Source organism: Pedobacter aquatilis, assembly GCF_032678425.1.
GTDB classification, from domain to species: domain Bacteria; phylum Bacteroidota; class Bacteroidia; order Sphingobacteriales; family Sphingobacteriaceae; genus Pedobacter; species Pedobacter aquatilis_B.
Map to the genome: position 1 here is coordinate 554,576 of NZ_JAVTSG010000003.1, position 19,444 is coordinate 574,019.

At 34.3% G+C, this 19,444-nt stretch carries 19 protein-coding genes and 1 tRNA gene; 13 read left to right on the top strand and 7 right to left on the bottom strand.

The window, feature by feature from the left end; genetic code table 11:
* The first annotated feature begins 37 nt into the window (after nucleotides 1-37).
* The 5 genes from R2Q16_RS12385 (at nucleotide 38) to R2Q16_RS12405 (ending at nucleotide 4,694) form a co-directional block, all read left to right on the top strand.
* On the top strand, nucleotides 38-1,183 hold the full coding sequence (locus R2Q16_RS12385; RefSeq protein ID WP_316737433.1) for a methionine aminotransferase: 1,146 nt from the start codon (nucleotides 38-40) through the stop codon (nucleotides 1,181-1,183).
* A gap of 22 nt (nucleotides 1,184-1,205) precedes the next feature.
* Nucleotides 1,206-2,012 (top strand): nitrilase family protein, encoded by an 807-nt coding sequence (locus tag R2Q16_RS12390; RefSeq protein ID WP_316737435.1) that lies wholly within the window; start codon nucleotides 1,206-1,208, stop codon nucleotides 2,010-2,012.
* Between the two features lie 69 nt (nucleotides 2,013-2,081).
* Nucleotides 2,082-3,119 carry a N(4)-(beta-N-acetylglucosaminyl)-L-asparaginase gene (locus R2Q16_RS12395; protein ID WP_316737437.1) on the top strand — a complete coding sequence of 346 codons (1,038 nt, stop codon included), beginning with the start codon at nucleotides 2,082-2,084 and terminating at the stop codon, nucleotides 3,117-3,119.
* Nucleotides 3,120-3,866 (top strand): copper homeostasis protein CutC, encoded by a 747-nt coding sequence (locus tag R2Q16_RS12400; RefSeq protein WP_316737438.1) that lies wholly within the window; start codon nucleotides 3,120-3,122, stop codon nucleotides 3,864-3,866.
* A gap of 303 nt (nucleotides 3,867-4,169) precedes the next feature.
* Entirely contained in the window at nucleotides 4,170-4,694 is a 525-nt protein-coding gene (locus tag R2Q16_RS12405; protein ID WP_316737439.1) for a hypothetical protein, read from the top strand.
* Here R2Q16_RS12405 and R2Q16_RS12410 read toward each other — a convergent pair.
* From R2Q16_RS12410 to R2Q16_RS12420, 3 genes are all read right to left on the bottom strand, one after another.
* Nucleotides 4,691-4,969: a hypothetical protein gene (locus tag R2Q16_RS12410; protein ID WP_316737440.1), complete on the bottom strand. Its 279-nt coding sequence runs from the start codon at nucleotides 4,967-4,969 to the stop codon at nucleotides 4,691-4,693. The genes R2Q16_RS12405 and R2Q16_RS12410 overlap by 4 nt on opposite strands.
* A 211-nt stretch (nucleotides 4,970-5,180) precedes the next feature.
* Entirely contained in the window at nucleotides 5,181-5,762 is a 582-nt protein-coding gene (locus R2Q16_RS12415) for a Crp/Fnr family transcriptional regulator (protein WP_316737442.1), read from the bottom strand.
* 9 nt (nucleotides 5,763-5,771) lie between these two features.
* Nucleotides 5,772-6,761 (bottom strand): D-alanine--D-alanine ligase, encoded by a 990-nt coding sequence (locus R2Q16_RS12420; protein WP_316737444.1) that lies wholly within the window; start codon nucleotides 6,759-6,761, stop codon nucleotides 5,772-5,774.
* A 197-nt stretch (nucleotides 6,762-6,958) separates the two neighbouring features.
* Between R2Q16_RS12420 and R2Q16_RS12425 the strand changes: the two genes are divergently transcribed.
* The 5 genes from R2Q16_RS12425 (at nucleotide 6,959) to R2Q16_RS12445 (ending at nucleotide 10,392) form a co-directional block, all read left to right on the top strand.
* Nucleotides 6,959-7,729 carry a PASTA domain-containing protein gene (locus tag R2Q16_RS12425; RefSeq protein WP_316737445.1) on the top strand — a complete coding sequence of 257 codons (771 nt, stop codon included), beginning with the start codon at nucleotides 6,959-6,961 and terminating at the stop codon, nucleotides 7,727-7,729.
* A gap of 19 nt (nucleotides 7,730-7,748) precedes the next feature.
* On the top strand, nucleotides 7,749-8,804 hold the full coding sequence (gene mltG, locus R2Q16_RS12430; RefSeq protein ID WP_316737446.1) for an endolytic transglycosylase MltG: 1,056 nt from the start codon (nucleotides 7,749-7,751) through the stop codon (nucleotides 8,802-8,804).
* Nucleotides 8,804-9,214: a thioesterase family protein gene (locus tag R2Q16_RS12435; protein ID WP_316737447.1), complete on the top strand. Its 411-nt coding sequence runs from the start codon at nucleotides 8,804-8,806 to the stop codon at nucleotides 9,212-9,214. The genes mltG and R2Q16_RS12435 overlap by 1 nt, the downstream gene beginning before the upstream one ends.
* 7 nt (nucleotides 9,215-9,221) lie before the next feature.
* Nucleotides 9,222-10,211: a YihY/virulence factor BrkB family protein gene (locus tag R2Q16_RS12440; RefSeq protein WP_316737448.1), complete on the top strand. Its 990-nt coding sequence runs from the start codon at nucleotides 9,222-9,224 to the stop codon at nucleotides 10,209-10,211.
* A gap of 96 nt (nucleotides 10,212-10,307) precedes the next feature.
* Nucleotides 10,308-10,392, top strand: a tRNA-Ser gene (locus tag R2Q16_RS12445).
* 73 nt (nucleotides 10,393-10,465) lie between these two features.
* Here R2Q16_RS12445 and R2Q16_RS12450 read toward each other — a convergent pair.
* The 4 genes from R2Q16_RS12450 to R2Q16_RS12465 all read right to left on the bottom strand — a co-directional run bounded on the left by R2Q16_RS12450 (nucleotide 10,466) and on the right by R2Q16_RS12465 (nucleotide 15,452).
* Nucleotides 10,466-12,958, bottom strand: a complete 2,493-nt coding sequence (locus R2Q16_RS12450) for a TonB-dependent receptor domain-containing protein (protein WP_316737449.1) — start codon at nucleotides 12,956-12,958, stop codon at nucleotides 10,466-10,468.
* Nucleotides 12,959-13,039: 81 nt separating this feature from the next.
* The gene (locus tag R2Q16_RS12455; RefSeq protein WP_316737450.1) at nucleotides 13,040-14,257 is read right to left on the bottom strand and encodes a hypothetical protein; all 1,218 of its coding nucleotides are present in this window, start codon (nucleotides 14,255-14,257) and stop codon (nucleotides 13,040-13,042) included.
* Nucleotides 14,258-14,266: 9 nt separating this feature from the next.
* Nucleotides 14,267-14,905 carry a hypothetical protein gene (locus R2Q16_RS12460; protein WP_316737451.1) on the bottom strand — a complete coding sequence of 213 codons (639 nt, stop codon included), beginning with the start codon at nucleotides 14,903-14,905 and terminating at the stop codon, nucleotides 14,267-14,269.
* A gap of 61 nt (nucleotides 14,906-14,966) precedes the next feature.
* Nucleotides 14,967-15,452, bottom strand: coding sequence for a sigma-70 family RNA polymerase sigma factor (locus R2Q16_RS12465; RefSeq protein WP_316737452.1), 486 nt, complete (start codon nucleotides 15,450-15,452; stop codon nucleotides 14,967-14,969).
* 182 nt (nucleotides 15,453-15,634) lie between these two features.
* On the opposite strand from R2Q16_RS12465, the gene pta reads away from it, so the two are divergent.
* The 3 genes from pta (at nucleotide 15,635) to R2Q16_RS12480 (ending at nucleotide 19,405) form a co-directional block, all read left to right on the top strand.
* Nucleotides 15,635-17,725, top strand: coding sequence for a phosphate acetyltransferase (gene pta, locus R2Q16_RS12470; RefSeq protein ID WP_316737453.1), 2,091 nt, complete (start codon nucleotides 15,635-15,637; stop codon nucleotides 17,723-17,725).
* Nucleotides 17,726-17,779: 54 nt separating this feature from the next.
* Entirely contained in the window at nucleotides 17,780-18,976 is a 1,197-nt protein-coding gene (locus R2Q16_RS12475; RefSeq protein ID WP_316737454.1) for an acetate kinase, read from the top strand.
* Nucleotides 18,977-19,069: 93 nt separating this feature from the next.
* Nucleotides 19,070-19,405, top strand: a complete 336-nt coding sequence (locus R2Q16_RS12480) for a hypothetical protein (RefSeq protein ID WP_316737455.1) — start codon at nucleotides 19,070-19,072, stop codon at nucleotides 19,403-19,405.
* Nucleotides 19,406-19,444: the final 39 nt, after the last annotated feature.

Consider the following 19,444-nt stretch of genomic DNA (forward strand, 5'->3'; position numbering starts at 1 on the left):
TATTCCTTAAGGTTTTTTTGCTATTTTCGCTTGTAACATGTTAAACATACAATCGAAGCTTCCAGGCGTTAGCACAACCATTTTTTCGGTAATGTCTAAACTTGCGGCAGAGCATAACGCCATAAACTTATCACAAGGTTTTCCAGATTATCCTTGTGACCCAATACTTACGCAACTTGTTGAAAAGGCCATGAAAGATGGCTATAACCAGTACGCCCCAATGCCTGGCAACATCTTTTTAAAAGAAACCATTGCCGAAAAAGTAGAAAATATTTACAAAGTAAAATACAATCCAGATACCGAAATAACCGTAACAGCAGGCGGAACACAGGCAATTTTTACCGCTTTAGCCGCTATTATTAATCCTGGAGATGAGGTTATAATTTTTGAACCGGCTTACGATAGCTACGCACCAACGATAAAATTATTAGGGGGGATTGTAAAAACCTACGAACTTGCCCCACCCGATTATGGAATTGATTGGGATATGGTAAAAAAGTTATTTACTGCAAAAACGAGGATGATACTTTTAAACTCACCTCAAAATCCAACCGGAAGTATTTTATCCGAAGAAGATATGAAATCGCTCATTAAGTTTATTCAAGAAACCGATATTTTAATACTAAGCGATGAAGTTTACGAGCATTTAATTTACGATGGACAGCAACACAAAAGCGTTATGCTTTTTCCAGAATTAAGGAAAAGAAGTTTTGTTGTAGCCTCATTCGGTAAGCTTTTACATGCAACCGGATGGAAATTGGGTTACTGTTTAGCGCCTGAGCAGCTAACTAAAGAATTTAGAAAAGTACACCAATTTAATGTTTTTAGCGTTAATAGTCCGATGCAGCAAGCTATTGCCGAATACATAAAAGAACCAAGCAATTATACTGGTATATCAATCTTTTTTGAAAAGAAACGCGATTATTTCAGAAAGCTTTTGGCACAAAGCAGGTTTGATTTGCTACCGTGTAATGGTTCTTACTTTCAATGTGCAAGCTATGGTAAAATCAGCGATGAAAAGGATACAGATTTCAGCATCAGGTTGATAAAAGAATTTGGAGTTGCCACCATCCCAGTTTCGGCATTTTACCAACAAGCAACCGACCATAAAATAATCCGTTTTTGCTTTGCCAAAGAAAATGCAACCTTAGCATCGGCAGCAGAAAAATTAAAAAATGTTTAACATCCCTTAAAACTAAACATACATGGAACAACCTATTTATACACAAATAGAAAACCTGAAAATCACCATTTTTCAAGCCTATCTTTTTTGGGAGAATATAGAGAAAAACCTTTTGAATCTTGGCCTCAGATTATCATCAGGAGTAAGAGAAAAAACAGATTTAATAATACTTCCAGAGATGTTTAACAGTGGTTTCAGCATGAATTCTGAAGCCTTAGCTGAAGAAATGGGCGGTTACACCATGCAATGGATGCAAAAAATTGCGCATCAATATAATTGTATTGTTACCGGAAGTTTGATTATTAAAGAAAATGGCAACTATTATAATCGTTTAATTTGGATGGACCAAAATGGCGGGTACAAACATTATGATAAACGCCATTTATTCGGAATGGGTGAAGAAGATAAAAACTTTAGTCCTGGAAAAGATAAGTTGATAGTTGAACTTAAAGGATGGAAAATTAGATTAGCAATTTGTTATGATTTACGTTTCCCGGTGTGGCTACGAAATGTAAATGAAGAATATGACATTTTATTATTGATAGCCAGTTGGCCAGATAAACGTTCATCGCATTGGCGGGCATTAATTCCGGCCAGAGCAATTGAAAATCAAAGCTATGTTATTGGTGTAAACCGTGTTGGTCATGATGGAAATCAAATTTATCACGGTGGTCATTCGATGGTTATCGACCCTTATGGAAGTACCGTTTATTATAAACCAGAAGATGAAGATATGTACACCGTAACTATCAATTATGAAGAATTGGCGAAAATACGAAGGCAATTTCCTTTCTTAAAGGATGCAGATAAATTTGAAATAAAAGATTAAATTTTCAATAATCAATTTAGCAATTCAACAATTATTCATAAAAACAATTAACCAAACTACACCAAAACAATGTTTAACCGTCGCAAATTTATAAAAGCTTCTGCCCTTTCTGCTGGTTTGTTAGCCATCGATAAAAGCAGTATTGCAAATGCAATTCCTACACAATCGAATGTTTCAACCGCAAATTTCCCAATAGTTATTTCTACCTGGGATTTTGGTATCGCGGCAAATGCCGATGCATGGAAAGTTTTATCGAAAGGTGGAAAATCATTAGACGCTGTTGAACAAGGAGTTTGGGTACCTGAAGCGGATGAAAAAAACCAAACTGTTGGTTACGGAGGCTTGCCTGATAGAGATGGGAAAGTAACATTGGATGCTTGCATAATGGATGAAAATGGAAATTGCGGTGCTGTTTTGGCTTTAGAGCATATTAAACATCCAATATCTGTTGCTCGTAAGATAATGGAAAAAACACCTCACGTAATGCTGGCTGGAGATGGAGCTCTACAGTTTGCTTTAGAACAAGGCTTTAAAAAAGAAAACTTACTTACGCCTGCGAGCGAGAAGGCTTGGAATGAGTGGTTAAAAACATCTAAGTATGAGCCGACAATGAATATTGAAAATAAGCTTTATGATAAGGCTGCCCCTCAAAAGTTGCCAGGCAATCAATATAATCACGACACCATTGGGATGTTGGCAATAGATGCTAAAGGAAATATTTCCGGTGCATGTACCACTAGTGGAATGGCTTACAAACTCCGTGGAAGAATTGGCGACAGTCCGATTATTGGTGCAGGTTTATTTGTTGATAATGAAGTTGGTGGCGCAACTTCTACTGGTGTTGGCGAAGAAGTTATACGAAATGTTGGCTCTTTTTTGGTGGTAGAACTTATGCGTCAGGGATATACGCCTGAAGCTGCATGTAAAGAAGCCGTTATGCGCATCATTAAAAAGAAACCCGAAACGGCTAAAAACATTCAAGTCGGTTTCCTTGCCATAAACAAGAAAGGCGAATATGGCGCTTATGCAATTCAACAAGGATTTAGCTACGCTGTTTGCAATGCAGAAAAACAAGACCTTTTAATCAAAGGAAAAAGTTATTATTAAATGAGTGGTATTTTAGAAGTTTGCGCAAATGGCTACGAATCTGCGTTAGCAGCACAAAATGGTGGTGCAAAGCGTGTAGAGTTTTGTGATAATTTAGCCGAGGGTGGAACAACGCCAAGCTTTGGCCAAATCGCATTGGCTAAGAAAAATCTATCAATAGAAATATGGCCGATCATAAGACCAAGAGGTGGCGATTTTTTATATTCTGATATTGAATTTAATTTGATGAAAGAAGATATAAAAGTTTTTAAATCAATAAATTGCGAAGGGATAGTTACAGGAATACTTTTAACAGACGGCAGTATAGATAAGGAAAGAATGCAAAGCTTAATTGACCTGGCTGCACCAATGAAAGTTGCTTTTCATAGAGCTTTTGACATGAGCAATGATATGGAAAAAGCTTTGGAAGATTTAATTGATTTGGGGATTGTTCGTATACTTACTTCAGGCGGTGCTGCATCGGCAATTAATGGCGTAAAAACTTTGGCTAAACTTGTAAAACAATCAGGTGGTAGAATTACCATCATGCCTGGCGCTGGCATAAATACAAATAATTTAAAAACATTGATAGCGGAAACTGGTGCAACTAATTTTCATGCCTCAGCAAAAGGGTTTGTTAATAGTAAAATGCAATTTAGAAATGTTGATACCAAAATGGGAAGTATTGATGATGAATATAAATATGAACTTACATCAACACAAAAAGTTGAAGAATTGGTGAGTATTATCGTAAGCGAAATAAAATAATAAACAGTTTAGTTAAAACATCAAGAAAGGTATTGCTTATAAATACTAAGAATTTTTAGTAAAGAATTAGGGAGCGTAATTGCTCCTTTTTTTTTGCGTAAAAATTTGGTCGCGTTCTTTTAAAAAAATATTAATTAGTGTTCTTACTAAAATAAATTACATTTTTTTTTGCTAAGTGGCAATTTCACGACACACTCCTATTAAGAATATCTAATTAATTTAAAAATCAACGAAAGATATTTAATTGATTAGTTTTCAGATAATTATTAATTTTACATTACTAACCATCCAAATTAATTAATCATGAAAAATTTATCAATTCTAATTGGTGCAATACCACTATTAGTGGCATGCCAATATAATGGACCGAAGATTAAAGATATTTTTTCAGCAGATACTAGCAGTTCTCCTTATAAGATTGAACTCAATAAACATTGGCAAATTGGAACTGACAGTACCAATTCTATAAAAATGTTAAAACTTCTTAAGGGATTTGAAAAACTAGATACCGCGATGATGAGTGTCGACATGGCAGACACGGTTACCTTTTTTTTAGATGGATATAGATTTAAAGGCACCAAAAAACATTTTTTAGATCAAATGGAATTTGAGTTTAATCGAATGACTAGCTTTAAAATTACTGTTTATGAAGTAGTTCCTTTCGTTAATGATGAAGAAGAATCTGTAAATCTTTGGTACGAACAGATAAATATTACAAAAGAGGGCAAAATCGACACCGTTTATTTGTATAACAAAGTGAAATTTACGGATGGAAAACTGGTTGAACTTTTGGAATATATTCAACATCCGATTAAGGTGATTAATTAAACACGCTCAGATTTGTGCGCTGCAATTCCGGGCACATAACTTAAACCTGGAGTTAGCCAATGCAATAATATCACCCTAGAATATCGGTAATTGATTGGTGATAAAAGAAATACGCCAATTAAAATCAATGCTACATAATACCACAAGTTTTCATAAATAAGTGGTAATCCTAAAACGTACGATGCCACACCAATTGTAATAATTTCTGCTACATTCATCGCGTAGCTTACAAACATAGCAACATAAAAAAATCCAGGTTCACGTTCGAATTTCAAATTACAATAAGGGCAATTTATATTAGTTTTTTGAAGCTTAAAAGCGTAAGCGTTGCCGGTAAAAATATCACCTTTTCTGCATCTGGGGCATTTACATTTTACTACTGCCTGAAATTTTGTAAGCTCTTCCATTATTAATTATTGTACGGCAAAAATAGTTCCGTTTAAATTGATAAATTATGACCTAAATCATATTTTGAAAATCAATAAATTAAACCTTAAAGATTTTCCCTCGTTTGAGAAGAATTAAATTTTTATCAGCTAAATTCTTAACTTCTCTAATCACTGTTTCAACCCTCAAACCTGTCAAATCTGCCAAATCCTGACGGGTTACATTAAGGCTTTCACCTTTTGCATAATCGCTAAACAAATAATTTATAATGGTGAGTAAACGATGTTCGGCTTTTTCGTTTGCTAATTCTTCCAGCATCATCGATTTATAAAACAATCGATTACTCAAAACCTTGATTAAACTCATGCTATAATCAGCATCAGTTTTTATTAAGTTAATAAAATTTTGTTTGCTAACCGTTATTATTTCCGAAGGCTTGCTCACAATTGTATAAGCTAAATAAGGCTTATCAACCAATAATGCAGGTTCACCAAAATACTGTCCCGATTGGAAAATACCTTGAATAAATTCTTTACCATCATGATTAACGGTAACCATCCTCACCTCTCCCACTTTTACAAAAAAAACATTCCGAGGTTGCATTCCGGGTTCGTAAACAATAGCATCCTTCGGGTATTTCCGAACCGGACATCCCATATCAATTAATTTTTGGATATCCATTCTATTAAATTAACCTCTAAGTGTTTCTTTCATTAATCGGGTATAAAATTCTTTTAAACTAATACCCATTGCTGCAACTTGTTGCGGAATAAAGCTTGTTGCAGTTTGTCCGGGAATGGTATTAATTTCTATGAAATAAAACTTTCCGGTTTCATGCTCTAAAAAGTAATCAATACGTACAACACCCCTGCAATTCAGCTTCTTATAAACATCCGTTACAATTTTATTTACACGAACAACTTCTTCCTCACTCATATTTCCTGGTGTAATTTCTTCTGTAGCACCTGGTGTATATTTTGCTTCAAAATCAAAAAACTCATTAGCGGGAATAACTTCTGTTGTTGGCAAAACAATTACCTTTCCTTCAGCACCAAATACACCGATTGAAAACTCTCTACCACTTACAAATTCTTCGATTAAAATCTGTGTATCTTCTTTAAAGGCTTTATCTACAGCACTTTCTAAATCATCGGCATGTTTTACTTTACTCATGCCAATACTGCTGCCACCACTATTTGGTTTTACAAAATAAGGCAACTTCAAATCTTGTTTAATTTCGCTTAGGCTATAATTTCCATTCTTGAATATTTGCACGGATTTAGCAACAATCAAATCGTCAATCCCGTTAACAATTGCTTTTGTGTAACCTTTATTCATAGTAATTGATGAGGTTAAAGCATCGCAGGTTGTGTATGGAATGTTAAGCATATCGAAATAGCCTTGCAACTTTCCATCCTCACCAGGCGAACCATGAATGGCAATAAAAACACCATCAAATTTTATTTTTCTTCCCTCAATAGTTATCGAAAAATCATTTTTATCTACTTCAATTTTAACAGAATCTGCGGGTTCGTAAAACCATCCCTTATCATTCAGCATAATTTTATACACATCATACAAATCGGCATCGATATTTTGAGCAATTGTTGCTGCACTTTTAACTGAAACGACCCATTCGCCTGTGGTTCCGCCTGTTAGTAAGGCAATAGTTTTTTTCATATGGAGAATACTTTTAATATTAAAAATTGATGTAAATATATCCTCAAAAATATAAATATCTTTGTGCAAAGTTTAATTTTGATTTAGAGAATTTATATAGTTGGTAAGCTTATTGCTTAAAGGCTTATATCTCAAAAGCGATAATTAAAATTTACCTACATTTGAGTTTACAGGCTTAACACCAGAATTAATATTTGATGTCGAAATTTATAGAGTATTTAAAAACGAAATCGTTCAGAAAAACCCTCATTGCAGCTGTATTAACCGTTTTCGTGTTACTTTTAGTTGCATTTTTTAGTTTGAGATTTTACACCAAACACGGCCAAGGACTTAATGTACCCTTAGTAAAAGGATTATCGTTTAATGATGCTGTTGTTAAGCTCGAAGAAGCGGGTTTGAAATATGAAGTTGATTCTGTTTACATTATGGATCAGCCTGCCGGATTGGTAATTGACCAGGATCCTGATGCAAACACTTTTGTAAAAGATAACCGAACAATTTATTTAACCATAAACACGGCAAATACACCAAACACAAAATTCCCTGATATTGCTTTTAAAACGCTTAGAGAAGCCCAAGCAATTATAGAAAGTTCTCGTTTAAAACTTGGCGATACCACATATAAAGCAGATGTTAGTCGAGATGTAGTTTTAGAAGCAAACTTTGGTGGACAAGCAATACAAGCAGGGCAAACTATCCCGGTTGGCTCCCGAATCAATTTGGTTTTAGGTGACGGAAGAGGAAATGAAGAGGTAGATATTCCTCAATTAACTGGTTTAACAATTGATGAGGCAAAATTTAGCTTAAAAGGTTCGGCACTAACTTTGGGTAATATTATCTACGAAGGTGCGATAACCGATAGCGCAAATGCCGTAATCACAAAACAAGATCCAACACCTGTTGATTCATTGACAAAGGTTGCCATTGGAACAAAAATTAACATCACACTATCTAACAAACAACAATAATCTTTTTACGCATTACACAATGAGCGAGATTGAAAAAAAGAGCATGACAACCGGAAAAAAAATTGGTTTATCCCTAGTAGTATTAGCAATTTTAGTGGGAGGATATTTTGCCTTGAATATTTACAGGCTATATTTTGCACCAAATGTTACCGAAAATCAAAAATATCTCTACATAAAAACTAATTCTAGTTACGATAATTTGATTGATAATTTAAGGGCTAAGGAAATCCTGAATAGCACCGCCTCTTTTGCAAATGCCGCCGGAAAAATGAATCTTCCAACGAGTTTCAAACCTGGCCGTTATCGCCTAAAAAAAGGTATGACTAACCGCACTTTGATTAACATGATTAAAGCTGGAAACCAAGAACCTGTAAAACTTAAATTTCAAAACATACGCAAGAAGGAAAATTTTGCAGCTTATTTAGCCAGTAATTTAGAAGCTGATTCTTTAAGCTTCATTAGCTTATTAGACTCTACAGCATTCATCAGCAAATATGGTTTAAATCAGGATAACGTATACACCATGTTTATTCCAAACACTTACGAAATGTATTGGAATGTCTCGCCTGTTGATTTTTTTGAGCGTATGCACAAAGAATACGATAAATTCTGGACTGCTGAACGCAAACAAAAAGCTGCAAGCTTAAATTTAACAACTGCCCAGGTTTATACTTTGGCATCAATTGTTGATGCAGAGGCTTTATATGATAAAGAAATGCCAATAATTGCAGGTTTATACTTAAATCGTTTAAATAAAGGAATTTTATTACAAGCCGACCCAACCGTAATTTTCGCAAATAATGATTTTACGGTAAAAAGGGTAACTAACAAATTATTGCAGGTTCAATCGCCTTACAATACTTACAAGTATGCAGGTTTGCCTCCTGGACCAATTATGATGCCTAGTATTAATGCCATTGATGCAGTATTAAGTTACAACAAGAACAACTATATTTATATGTGTGCTAAAGAAGATTTTTCTGGCTATCATAATTTTGCAGAAACTAAAGCAGAACACGAAATTAACGCAAAAAAATATCGTGATGCATTAAATAAAAGAAACATCTTTAAATAATGTTTGTACACGAAACAAAGGTTAAAGTTCGCTATGCGGAAACAGACCAAATGGGTGTTGTTCATCACGCTAACTATGCTTTATATTACGAAATTGCCAGAACTGAATGCTTTGAAGCTTGTTCGGGCATTACTTACGAATCAATGGAAGCCGATGGCGTGATGCTGCCATTGTTAGAATTACAATCAAAGTTTTTAAAACCGGCGCTTTACAATCAGGTTTTAACCGTTAAATCTATCGTAAAAGAATTACCAACAGTTAGGCTTAATGTAGAATACGAAATTTACAACGAAAAAGGAGAACTGATTAATATCGGTAAAACTGTTTTGGTTTTTGTTGATAAAACGACGAGAAGACCATGCCATCCTCCCAAAAACTTTATGGCTGGCGTTGCCCCACATTTTGCATAATTAATTAATGGAATGGTTACATAGGCAATTATTAAGTTTCAGGTTTTACTCTAAATTTATAGAGTGGAGTAAAACCTGTGTCTTGCCTGGTTTTAGCCCTTTGCCCCTTTTTACGGTTGCCACCTTCTTTTTCAGAGAAATTAAAAAAGAATCGCTAGTTAATAAATCATCATCTTTGGCTTACAGCTTCATGTTGGCGATTTTCCCCAGCATAATCTTTCTATTCACGCTTATTCCTTTTATACCAATTTCTGGTTTTCAGGATAAGCTTTTAAGTTTAATAGAACTGATTTTACCTCATAATGCCTTTGAAGCTTTTGAAACAACCTTAAAAGATATCATTAAGAACCAAAACAGAGGTTTATTATCATTTGGTTTTTTATCAGCAATATTTTTCGCCACAAATGGGGTTCAAAATCTCATGAAAGCGTTTAACAAAGCTTCGTTAGTTATTGAAACAAGAAGTTGGTTAAGACAACGTTTAATTGCTTTAATACTAACAATGATAATTTTTCTCTCCATCATCATTTGCATCAGCGCAATGGCCATTGGAGAATTGTTACTTAATTACATCAAAACAGAACTTCATATTAAAGATAGCTTAGCCGTTTATGCCATCCAGCTTACGCGATGGACTTTGTTAGCAGCACTATACTTTATTACAATTTCAGTGTTGTATCGTTATGGCCCATCACATGCAAAAAAATGGAAACTGTTTAGTGCGGGTTCTTGGCTGGCAACAATTTTAGCTTTTATAACCATTTGGGGTTTTTCATTCTACATCAATAATTTCGGCTCTTACAATAAAGTTTACGGCTCCATCGGTACTCTAATTGTAGTGATGATTTGGCTTTACCTAAATTCATTGATTTTACTCATCGGATTTGAGCTAAATGCAAGTGTTGATGTGAGCAAACGAAGTGTTAAAATTATTCGCCCAACGTTTAATTTATTCAAAAAAGCCGACCCTATTGAGGGAAACATTTCAAAGAAATAATTTTTTTCTTCCTCTGTGTTAAGCAATTATCAATTTTATATAAAAAAAAGCACATCAGAATTTGCAGATTTGAGCAGAGTTTGTACTTTTGCCTCCGGAAAGCTGGCAGAGTGGTCGAATGCGGCAGTCTTGAAAACTGTTGACTGTCATAGGTCCGGGGGTTCGAATCCCTCGCTTTCCGCTTTTAAAAGCACAAAAAATCCTGCATCTAACGATTGCAGGATTTTTTGTTTACAAGCTTTCGTAGAGAAATATTACCCTCCGCCCTTTACCCTATTCAATTCATCTTTGCTACCTGTTTTACGTTCCTTTTGAGCGAATGAATTCCCAAAGCGATACGAGAAAGATAGGATTAATCTGCGTCCATCAACATTGACGTGGCTGTTCATATCCACATTTTGGTATCTGGTAACATGTTTATATTGGCTCGATTGAAAAATATCATTAAACAGAAGTTTCAAACTAGCCTTATCATTTAGTAAGGATTTTTGAAATGCTGCTGATACGGCATGATATGATTTTTCTAAAGACGTTCCATAAACAGAAGCTGAATTAAAATATGCGTTTAATTCAAAGCTATAACCATTTCCAGCTTTAAAAGAGTTTTGGGTATTCGCACTAAAACTCATTCTACTATTAGAAAAATTACCAATTGCACCATCTCCTTCATATTTATTTCTGAATAAATTAACAAAGTTAGTAGCACTCCACCAAGAAAAATAATTCGTTTGTCCGGTAAAACTAACCCCATAATTTGTTAAACTTTTTAAATTCTGCGGACTTTCAAATGTTGTATTAATATTATCAATTTGCCCAGTAATCCATGTTATAACGTCTTTAGTTCGACTGTAATTTATGGATGCAGTATATTTTTGCTTAAATACATAGCTGGCAACAAAATTCTGTGTAAGTTCTGGTCTTAAATTCGGATTTCCTTCATAATATAATAATGGGTCTCTAAAAACTCTAAAAGGATTCAGATCGCCGTAATCTGGTCGTTGAACACGCCTGCTGAAAGCTAGTTGAACCTGATTATTTTCACCAATTGGCTTGCTAATAGCAAGATTGGGAAATAGCTGGAAGTAATTTCTTTTAAAAGTTGTATTGGTTGTTACCTGATTTCCCAGCGTATTCGTGTACTCACCCCTTAAACCTAATTGAATATTTATCTTTTTAAATTCTTGATTTAGATTAACATAAGCGGCATGTATTTGTTCTTTGTAAACAAAATAATTGCTACTGGCGGCATCATAAACCCAATTTCCTTGTTCTAAATTTTGATAAACCAAATTATTATCAGAAGTTACAGATGAGCTTTTCAATCCGCTTTCAAATTTTAATTTCTCACCCCATTTGTCAGCAAAATCTATTTTGGCGACATAGACATCCGTTTTAGCAGGAACATAGCCTTTTCTATTTGTCGTAATACCAGATGGATTTAGCGAATTTGGTAAAGTGTAAGTATCTAAGTTCAAATTCGATGTAAAACTATTACTGGCATAGTCTAAGTCTGCTGAAAGAGATTGTCCATCTTTATTAAATTTATGCTGATAATTCAAATTGTAGGTTATATTTTTCCAGCTTTGCTGGTCGTAATTTGTGGTCTGCAAATCGCTAATTGTAGCACCAGAAAAATCTTTTAGATTATTGATGGTATTACTGTTGTGAAGATATTTTCCGATATTTCCATTAACTAAAAAGCCAACCGTATTTGATTTATCCAGGTCTAAATCAGCGCCTAATCTGAAATTATTAGTATTTAATGGTTCACGGGTTTTCGTATGTTGATTTGAAATCCTATCGTAATTACCAACCGCTACTCCATTTAAATAAAATCGACGGCTAAAATCTAAATATTCAGTTTCACCACGATAAGCATAATTATAACTTCCGAAGACATTTAGACCAGCATTTTTATAATTTAAATTAAAACCCGAACCATATCTGGCATTTCTACCCGAGCCGCCATTTACCGTTACAGAACCATTTAATCCTTTCAGCTGATTTTTCTTCATGATGATGTTAATCATCCCTGCATTGCCTGCTGCATCGTACTTTGCAGATGGATTCGACATAATTTCAATCTTCGAAACAGACGACGAATTTGTACCTTTTAGCAAAACACCTAGTTCTGTTGGAGATAAATAGGTTAATTTTCCGTTAATCATAACATTCACACCCGGACGTCCTTTTAAAGATATTTTACCGTCTTCATCAACTTTAACACCAGGTGCTCGTTGCAATAGCTCTAATGCTGTATTTCCTTCTGATAAAATGCTATTTTCGACATTTATAGTCATTTTATCCAAGCCTTGCTCAATTACGTTTTTCTGAGCTACAATATTTACCGCGTTTAATGTTTTTGCATCTTCCTGGAGCTTAATTGCTGCTAAAATGGTTTCTTTATTTTGAATACTGATTTGAAAAAATTCACCAGTATATTCGATATAGCCCATACTGGAAACTTTAATTCTATACCTGCCTGATATGATACCAGAAATCGAAAATTGACCAAGAGAATCGGTAAGTGTGCCCTTGATAGTCTTGCCATCAGCATCTTGAAGTGCAATTGACGCATATTCCAAAGCCGAATCGTCATATGTAAAAACAATTCCTTTTACGGTTTGATTTGTTTGCGCATAAGTATCATTCATCGCAAGCAAAAAGAAAAATTGAACGAGAGCGTAATGGATAAACTTTGTAGTAATAGATTTTTTAACGGGTGTAATAAATAAATTTTTAGGCATATTCTAGATTATAATTGTGCATTTACAGATAAGTAGCACAACTATCATTTTCCCGAAGTAAGAAAATGAAAAAATAAAATATTAGTCGATAAGTTTATCTATCCGAAGAATAAAATCAGTATCACCCGATAACTTCAATCCTCTTTTTAAGGTTTCCTTTTTTATATTATAAAGCCAAATGTAATTACCTTTTTTTTCAGAATTGATAGAAATATATGCTGTACCATCCCTAACTACAACTGCCTCACGGCGTGTACCCTTATCTAAAGGAAGATTTAATTTATTAACGCTTTGCGTCATTAAATCAATAACATAAAATTCGAAATGCGCTTTACTGTAATGATCGTTTAATCCAGTAAACAAGTCTTTTCGCTCTGCCCTAATAATGGCTTTATTATTACCTAAATACCACATTCCATAAGCGTGGTTTTTAACCTTTCTGCTTATGTCGAAAAAGTAATTCTTTGCCAGATTACGATTATCAGCATTTAATTTAAATATTCCTGTTGATAGTTCGGGGCGATTGCCCAAAGCAATGCCTGGGCAGGACATAAAGAAATAATCTTGTTTCTCCGTTTTAAAACCATAAGATTGAATTGTATTTGGCCCACCTGGATAGGTAGAACGAGTATCTTTCTCGGTATTTACTAATTTAAAAGATGGAAAATCATACTGCGAAACATACAAAGTATCACTGGTTAAATAATTCGAATTTTGTGAGGCATGAAAAGTATAGCCCATATACAATTTATCCGCCTGCTTTTCTACAAAACCGATTGATAATGCTTTAAATTCATTGGAGGTTTTACTAATGTTTATATTATTTTCAGATTGTTTATGCAAAGAGTTAGCATCCAATAACACAAATTTTGCCTTATCGTAACCAGACGCATTTAATCCAACCAGCAGCAAATTATTATCATCTATCCAATTAAAATTTTCTAGCACAAAATCATCTACTCTTACTGAATCTACAGTTTCAAATACATTATTCTCTATTTTAAATTTTGAGAAAAGCCCGGTTTTTCTATCGAGGTGGTAGTAAAACCCATTTTTAACAAAAGTATCTCGGCCAATATTTTCAGTATTTAGTAAAACTCCATCTCTTTCTGGCTTTAAGTTTCCATCAGCTAAACTACTAGTTTGTAAAAGGTATTCTTTTCCGCTTTTACCCAAGATATAAATACTGTATTTGGGATTTTCTGACTCGTCTTTTTTAGATACGCAACCAACAAAAAGTAGAGAAAAACAAACCCAAAATATATACTTTAAAGATGGATGGATGAAATATAGTCGCATTGATTAAAATTAAATACCAAATTGATTAGAAATTTGCTGTTGCAAAACTGGTGGCAAATCTAACAGGTTTCTTTCGCTCACAACAAGTATATCCGACAAGCGATTTCCATTTCTTAAAACAATATAAGTTTGATTCTTTTTTAAGGTAATATATGTTTTCAAACCTACATCAATTTCAATATCTTTTTTTGGAGAAATTAGAAAACTACCCTTTAAATTGGTTATTCTATTAATCTCATCAAATTTAACAATGGTATTTGGAGCAATTAACGCATTGTAGTCACTTTTATTTACTTTTGAAACATGATTATTTGAAAGGTTTTCGAGCGATAACAGTAGCGTTGGATTATCTGTTTTAGCACTAAAAATTAAATAAAAAGCAGAAGCCAGAACAAAGATTAACAAAGATGCTGCAATGGCGCCTTTCCACATAAAATAAGAATTGCTCCTAATTTTATTCTTTTGAGGAAGAGCTGACTCAATATCATTCCAGATATCTGCTTTAATACTGATTTTTTCTTTCAAAGAAATGTTATCATCCAAATCCTCAACCTCAGCATTAAATAACCATTCTTCTACTTGAATACACTCTTCAGGCGTACAAGTATTTGAATGATATCTTTCCAGAAGCTCTTTATTTATGTTCATGTTAGTATACAATGGCCGATATTATGAAGTAGCATAACTCTATCTTTACCGTAAGTGAATTTTAATATTTTTTTAAAGCCTCTTTTAACCTGCTCATAGCTTTAGTAATGTGATATTCAACGGCCCGTTCGGAAATGGAAAGAACTTGAGCAATTTCTTTATTACTCAACCCCTGCTCTCTACTCATTTTGTAAACCCTTTTACATTGACACGGCAACTCATCTACCAAAAGATCAACTTTACTTTTTAATTCGTTAAAAATAACTTGTTCTTCAGTACAATTTGTCGAATTGGCACAATTTATCAAGCTCAACTCATTATGCTTTTGCCTGCTTACCTTGTTTCTAATATATTCAAATGCTTTGTATTTTGCCGATTTGATTAAATAATGCTCAAGGTTCTGAATTTCCAATTCATTTCTACGCTCCCATAAAGAACGAAAAATTTCCTGAACCATACCTTTCGCTGGCTCCAATTCCTGAATATTGTTGTAGCAAACGGCAAATATTTTTTCCCAATAAAGATTGTATGCCTGTTCAAATACCAAGCGATCAATTTTTATAGGTTTATCTGATATGGAAATATTTTTGCCCAAAAATGAAATGAGAATTTCGGCAAATATATAATTATTTAGATTTATTCTAAATAATATTGCAATTTACAAATCACAATCTAAAAATTTCCAACTATCTTGCCGATAATTGGTTTATCTATAAAATTACTCTTCGTATGACTAAAAATATCTTCATTGCTTCCGCAGAACCATATACCGGAAAATCGGTTATTGCCTTCGGAATGATTAATATGCTGCTCGCCAAAACACAAAAAGTTGGTTATTTCAAACCAATTATTGCGCAAGATGATTTAAATGAAAAGGATAAACATGTGGAAGCAATGCTTGATTACTTTTCACTTCCGGTTAAATATGAAGATGCATTTGCTTTTACCAGACAGGACATGCTTCACGAACATCAAAACAGCGGAGATGTCATTAATACAATAATAAGCAAATACAAAAAACTAGAAGATAATTACGATTTCACGGTAATTGAAGGAAGTGATTTTCTTGGTGAAGGTATGGCATTTGAATTTGAATCCAACGCTTTGATGGCCAAAAATCTTGGTGCGCCGGTATTAATCGTCGTTTCTGGAAAGAATAAAACAGCGAGTCAGCTTTTCAAATCGGCCATAAATATTTACCGTAATTTCTTATTAAGAGATGTTCAGGTTTTAGGTGTTGTGGCCAATATGGTAAATCCTGAAGAAGCCGAACGTATTAAACAAGCTTTAACCAATCAATTGCCAGCCGAATTATTAATCGCTGTAATTCCGATAGAGAGTGGTTTGCAAAGTCCGACAATGAGGGAAATTACCGATGCTTTGGATGCAGAAATATTATTTGGCGCAGATTTAATGGAAAATCAGGTTGATAATTTTGTAACCGGTGCGATGATGCTACCCAATTTTTTAAGACACATTAAAGATAACCTGCTCATTGTTACCCCTGGCGACCGTGGCGATATCATAATCGGTTCGTTACAAGCCAATTTATCTGCAAACTATCCAAAAGTTGCTGGCATCGTTTTAACTGCCGGAAGTTTGCCTGATGAACCAATGATAAAACTAATTGAGGGTTTGCAAACCATTATCCCAATAATTTCTGTTCAAAAAGGCACATTTGAAACCACAACTGCAATTGGCTCAATTCATTCTAAAATCACAATAGATAATAAAAAGAAAATTGCGCTTGCGATTGAGTTATTTGAGAAATATGTTGACCTTAAAGCGCTTGACGATAAAATAATCACGTTCAGCTATGAGGGAATTACACCTCACATGTTTCAATATAATTTGGTTAAGTGGGCAAAGCGAGATAAAAAACACATAGTACTGCCGGAAGGCAATGATGATAGAATTCTTAAGGCTGTTGAAAAACTAATTACTCAAGATATTGTGAACATCACCTTGCTTGGCGACCCTTTAGAAATTGGCACTTCAATTAAAAGGCTAGGATTAAATTTGGATATAAATGCAATTAACATCCAAAGTCCATCTCAATCTACGCAATACGATAATTATGTTGAAACGCTTTATGAATTACGTAAAACTAAAAACGTAAACATGGAAATGGCTCGGGATATGATGACTGATGTATCTTATTTCGGTACTATGATGGTTTACAAAGGTGATGCCGATGGAATGGTTTCTGGTGCTGTTCACACTACTCAGCACACCATCAGGCCCGCCTTACAATTTGTAAAAACGAAACCTGGCGTTTCCGTTGTATCATCAATATTTTTTATGTGTTTACCAGAGCGTGTTGCCATTTTCGGCGATTGTGCTGTAAATCCTAATCCAACTGCACAACAATTAGCAGAAATTGCAATTTCATCAGCAGAAAGCAGTGCTAAGTTTGGGATTGAACCTAGAATTGCAATGCTTTCTTATTCATCCGGAAGTTCAGGCGAGGGTGAAGATGTAGAGCGAGTAAGGGAGGCAACATCAATTGTAAGAGCAAAATATCCAGAGTTAAAAATAGAAGGCCCAATTCAATACGATGCAGCAGTCGACCCGCTTGTAGGGCAGCAAAAATTACCAGGCTCGGAAGTTGCAGGGAGAGCGAGTGTTTTAATTTTCCCTGATTTAAATACCGGAAACAACACTTATAAAGCTGTTCAACGAGAAACCGGTGCATTGGCAATTGGTCCAATGTTGCAAGGGTTAAATAAACCAATTAACGATTTAAGCAGGGGTTGTACGGTTGATGATATTTTCAACACCGTTGTCATCACAGCCATTCAATGTCAGGATATAATGTAAGTATAACATAGCCTTGTAACGAAACAACAATCGCAAAAACAATAAATATCACGCATGAATATTTTAGTTATCAATTCAGGAAGCAGCTCAATTAAATATCAATTATTTAAAATGCCATCTCCAAAACCAATATGCAGTGGCTTGGTGGAACGTATCGGTATAGAAGGCTCGTTTATAAAACATGCTGTTTTTTCTAATGATGAAAAACTTTTGGTTGAGAAAGATGGATTTATATCGAACCACGGCGAAGGTTTAAGGCAAGTTTTAAATTTATTATCAGAAGGAACAAATGCAGTAATTGCAAGTCCGGAAGATGTTATGGCGGTTGGCCACAGAGTAGTACACGGTGGCGAGCATTTTACCAGTGCAACCTCAATTGATGATGAAGTTAAACATCAAATTAAGAAATTATTTTCACTAGCGCCGTTGCACAATCCGGTAAATTATAAATGTATTGAAGTAGCCGAACAAACTTTTGCTACGGCAAAGCAAATCGCTGTTTTCGATACTGCATTTCATCAAACCATTCCGCAAGACGCATTTCGATATGCAATTCCAGAATGGTACTATAAGGAACATGGGATTAGGGTTTACGGTTTTCACGGTACAAGCCACAAATATGTTAGTGAGCAAGCCATAAAACATTTGAATAAAGTAGATTCAAAAATCATTAGCATACACTTGGGGAATGGTTGTAGTATTACTGCTATAAAGGACGGAAAATCAATTGATACGAGTATGGGCTTTGGTCCGCTTAGTGGTTTAATGATGGGAACAAGATCTGGAGATATCGACCCATCCGTTATTTTTCACTTAATGGAACACTCGGGTTACACACTCGAACAATTAAGTGCATTGTTGAACAAACAATCAGGTTTGCTTGGCGTTGGTGGTTCTAGCGATATGCGTGATATCAATAAACTAGTAAATGAAGGTAACGAAGCGGCAAGGCTTGCACTCGATATTTATGCCTATAGAATTAAGAAATTTATTGGTGCTTATGCCGCAATACTAAATGGAATTGATGCAATCGTTTTTACAGCTGGCGTTGGCGAAAATGATGCAGAAATGCGACTTTCTGTATGCAGAAATTTGAATTATTTAGGAATTGAAATTGATATAGCTAAAAATGATAATTATAAAGGGCAGTTGTTAAATATAAATAGCAGCGAATCCAAAGTTGAAATTTTGGTTATACCAACTAACGAAGAGTACGAAATTGCTAATCAATGCTTTAACTTGCTTAATTAAATTAATTTATGGTTTGACAAATGTTTATAAATATTAGCCGAAAATAGCATAAGAAATAGTTTTTACTATTTTTGCGACCGTTAATTAAGTGTTATGAGAAAATTACTTTTCGGATTTATCTTGCTGTTTACTTTAAGTGCTTGTAAAAAATCAATTCCTCCTCCAAATGTTATTAAACTTAATGTATTCACAACTAAAATATTAAACACTAATACCAATGAACCACAAACATTATATTGGTATGTAAGATTTATGCAAACTGGTGGATTGTACTACTGCACATCTACAAATCGATTATTAGATTTTAAAGGTTACAAATTTACCTTCAGCATAGAAACTCCAAATGATTTGAAAGCTGGAAATCAGATTGAAGATATTGTGGTTTACATCAGAAATTTAGAAGGAGATATTGTTAAAGACTTTAACTAAAAAAGGGGATTTGCAAATTGCAAATCCCCTTTTTTAATA

What these genes read in the sequence shown, in the direction of transcription:
- R2Q16_RS12385 (WP_316737433.1), top strand. Translation starts at nt 38, where the DNA reads ATGTTAAACATACAATCGAAGCTTCCAGGCGTTAGCACAACCATTTTT.
- R2Q16_RS12390 (WP_316737435.1), top strand. Translation starts at nt 1,206, where the DNA reads ATGGAACAACCTATTTATACACAAATAGAAAACCTGAAAATCACCATT.
- R2Q16_RS12395 (WP_316737437.1), top strand. Translation starts at nt 2,082, where the DNA reads ATGTTTAACCGTCGCAAATTTATAAAAGCTTCTGCCCTTTCTGCTGGT.
- R2Q16_RS12400 (WP_316737438.1), top strand. Translation starts at nt 3,120, where the DNA reads ATGAGTGGTATTTTAGAAGTTTGCGCAAATGGCTACGAATCTGCGTTA.
- R2Q16_RS12405 (WP_316737439.1), top strand. Translation starts at nt 4,170, where the DNA reads ATGAAAAATTTATCAATTCTAATTGGTGCAATACCACTATTAGTGGCA.
- R2Q16_RS12415 (WP_316737442.1), bottom strand. Translation starts at nt 5,762, where the DNA reads ATGGATATCCAAAAATTAATTGATATGGGATGTCCGGTTCGGAAATAC.
- R2Q16_RS12420 (WP_316737444.1), bottom strand. Translation starts at nt 6,761, where the DNA reads ATGAAAAAAACTATTGCCTTACTAACAGGCGGAACCACAGGCGAATGG.
- R2Q16_RS12425 (WP_316737445.1), top strand. Translation starts at nt 6,959, where the DNA reads ATGTCGAAATTTATAGAGTATTTAAAAACGAAATCGTTCAGAAAAACC.
- mltG (WP_316737446.1), top strand. Translation starts at nt 7,749, where the DNA reads ATGAGCGAGATTGAAAAAAAGAGCATGACAACCGGAAAAAAAATTGGT.
- R2Q16_RS12435 (WP_316737447.1), top strand. Translation starts at nt 8,804, where the DNA reads ATGTTTGTACACGAAACAAAGGTTAAAGTTCGCTATGCGGAAACAGAC.
- R2Q16_RS12440 (WP_316737448.1), top strand. Translation starts at nt 9,222, where the DNA reads ATGGAATGGTTACATAGGCAATTATTAAGTTTCAGGTTTTACTCTAAA.
- R2Q16_RS12450 (WP_316737449.1), bottom strand. Translation starts at nt 12,958, where the DNA reads ATGCCTAAAAATTTATTTATTACACCCGTTAAAAAATCTATTACTACA.
- R2Q16_RS12455 (WP_316737450.1), bottom strand. Translation starts at nt 14,257, where the DNA reads ATGCGACTATATTTCATCCATCCATCTTTAAAGTATATATTTTGGGTT.
- R2Q16_RS12460 (WP_316737451.1), bottom strand. Translation starts at nt 14,905, where the DNA reads ATGAACATAAATAAAGAGCTTCTGGAAAGATATCATTCAAATACTTGT.
- pta (WP_316737453.1), top strand. Translation starts at nt 15,635, where the DNA reads ATGACTAAAAATATCTTCATTGCTTCCGCAGAACCATATACCGGAAAA.
- R2Q16_RS12475 (WP_316737454.1), top strand. Translation starts at nt 17,780, where the DNA reads ATGAATATTTTAGTTATCAATTCAGGAAGCAGCTCAATTAAATATCAA.
- R2Q16_RS12480 (WP_316737455.1), top strand. Translation starts at nt 19,070, where the DNA reads ATGAGAAAATTACTTTTCGGATTTATCTTGCTGTTTACTTTAAGTGCT.